At 51.4% G+C, this 952-nt stretch carries 1 protein-coding gene; it reads right to left on the bottom strand.

The window, feature by feature from the left end; translation table 11 throughout:
• Positions 1 to 952, bottom strand: a 952-nt coding sequence (locus ACTXGO_RS14755; protein WP_443575052.1) for an amidase, incomplete at both ends; no start/stop codon positions are given.

Raw genomic sequence — 952 nt, 5'->3', positions numbered from 1 at the left:
TTCTCACAGCGATAACCAAAGCGCACGCCATCGAAACGCGATAGGTTAGAGGAGGCCTCGGCAGGGGCAAGCATATAATAAGTGGCAAGAGTGATATCAGGATCGGTGATATTGACCTCTACGATCGTTGCACCTAGCTCTTCGTACTTTTGCAAAGCGGCTTTGACGGTTTGCTCGACTTCTTTATCAAGCCCTTTACCAAAGTACTCTTTTGCCACGCCAATACGCAAATCGGCAAACGGTTTGTCACCTGCTTTGGCCTGAGCCTCATTGAGGTCTTGTACATAGTCTGGGATATCGTGTTTGACTGAGGTGGCATCACGCTCGTCATAGCTGACCATAGGTTGAAGCAAGTATGCGCAGTCCATAGCGCTACGTCCCATGCTACCTGCTTGATCTAAACTTGACGCGTAGGCAATCATCCCAAAGCGTGAGACGCGGCCATAAGTCGGTTTGATACCGGTGAGTCCGCAAAACGAGGCAGGCTGGCGAATAGAGCCACCTGTATCGCTACTGGTGGCGACAGGGACGAAGCCTGCAGCGACGGCAGCGGCGCTACCACCAGAGGAGCCGCCTGGTACGCGCTCTAAATTCCAAGGGTTTTGTACGCTGCCGTAGTATGAGCTGCTATTGTCTGAGCCCATTGCAAACTCATCCATATTGAGCTTACCCAGGCTAATCATGCCAGCCTGATCAATGTTGGAGACGATTGTGGCATCATAAGGCGAGACAAAATTGTGCAGCATTTTTGAGCCGCAAGTGGTGAGCACGCCTTGGGTGCAAAAGATATCTTTGTGTGCCATTGGCATGCCTAGCAGCACTCGCTTATCCCCTTGCGCGCGTAGCTCGTCAGCGGCTTTTGCTTGGGCAAGTGCGGTCTGGGAGGTCGTAGTGATAAAGCTATTGACCTTGTTATCTAGCGCTTGTACACGTTTGATATAGTGCTCAGTTA

The organism is Psychrobacter sp. T6-1 (assembly GCF_052258445.1).
Note: the sequence above shows the minus strand (reverse complement) of the source record. Positions and strands in the feature narration are given on the sequence as shown.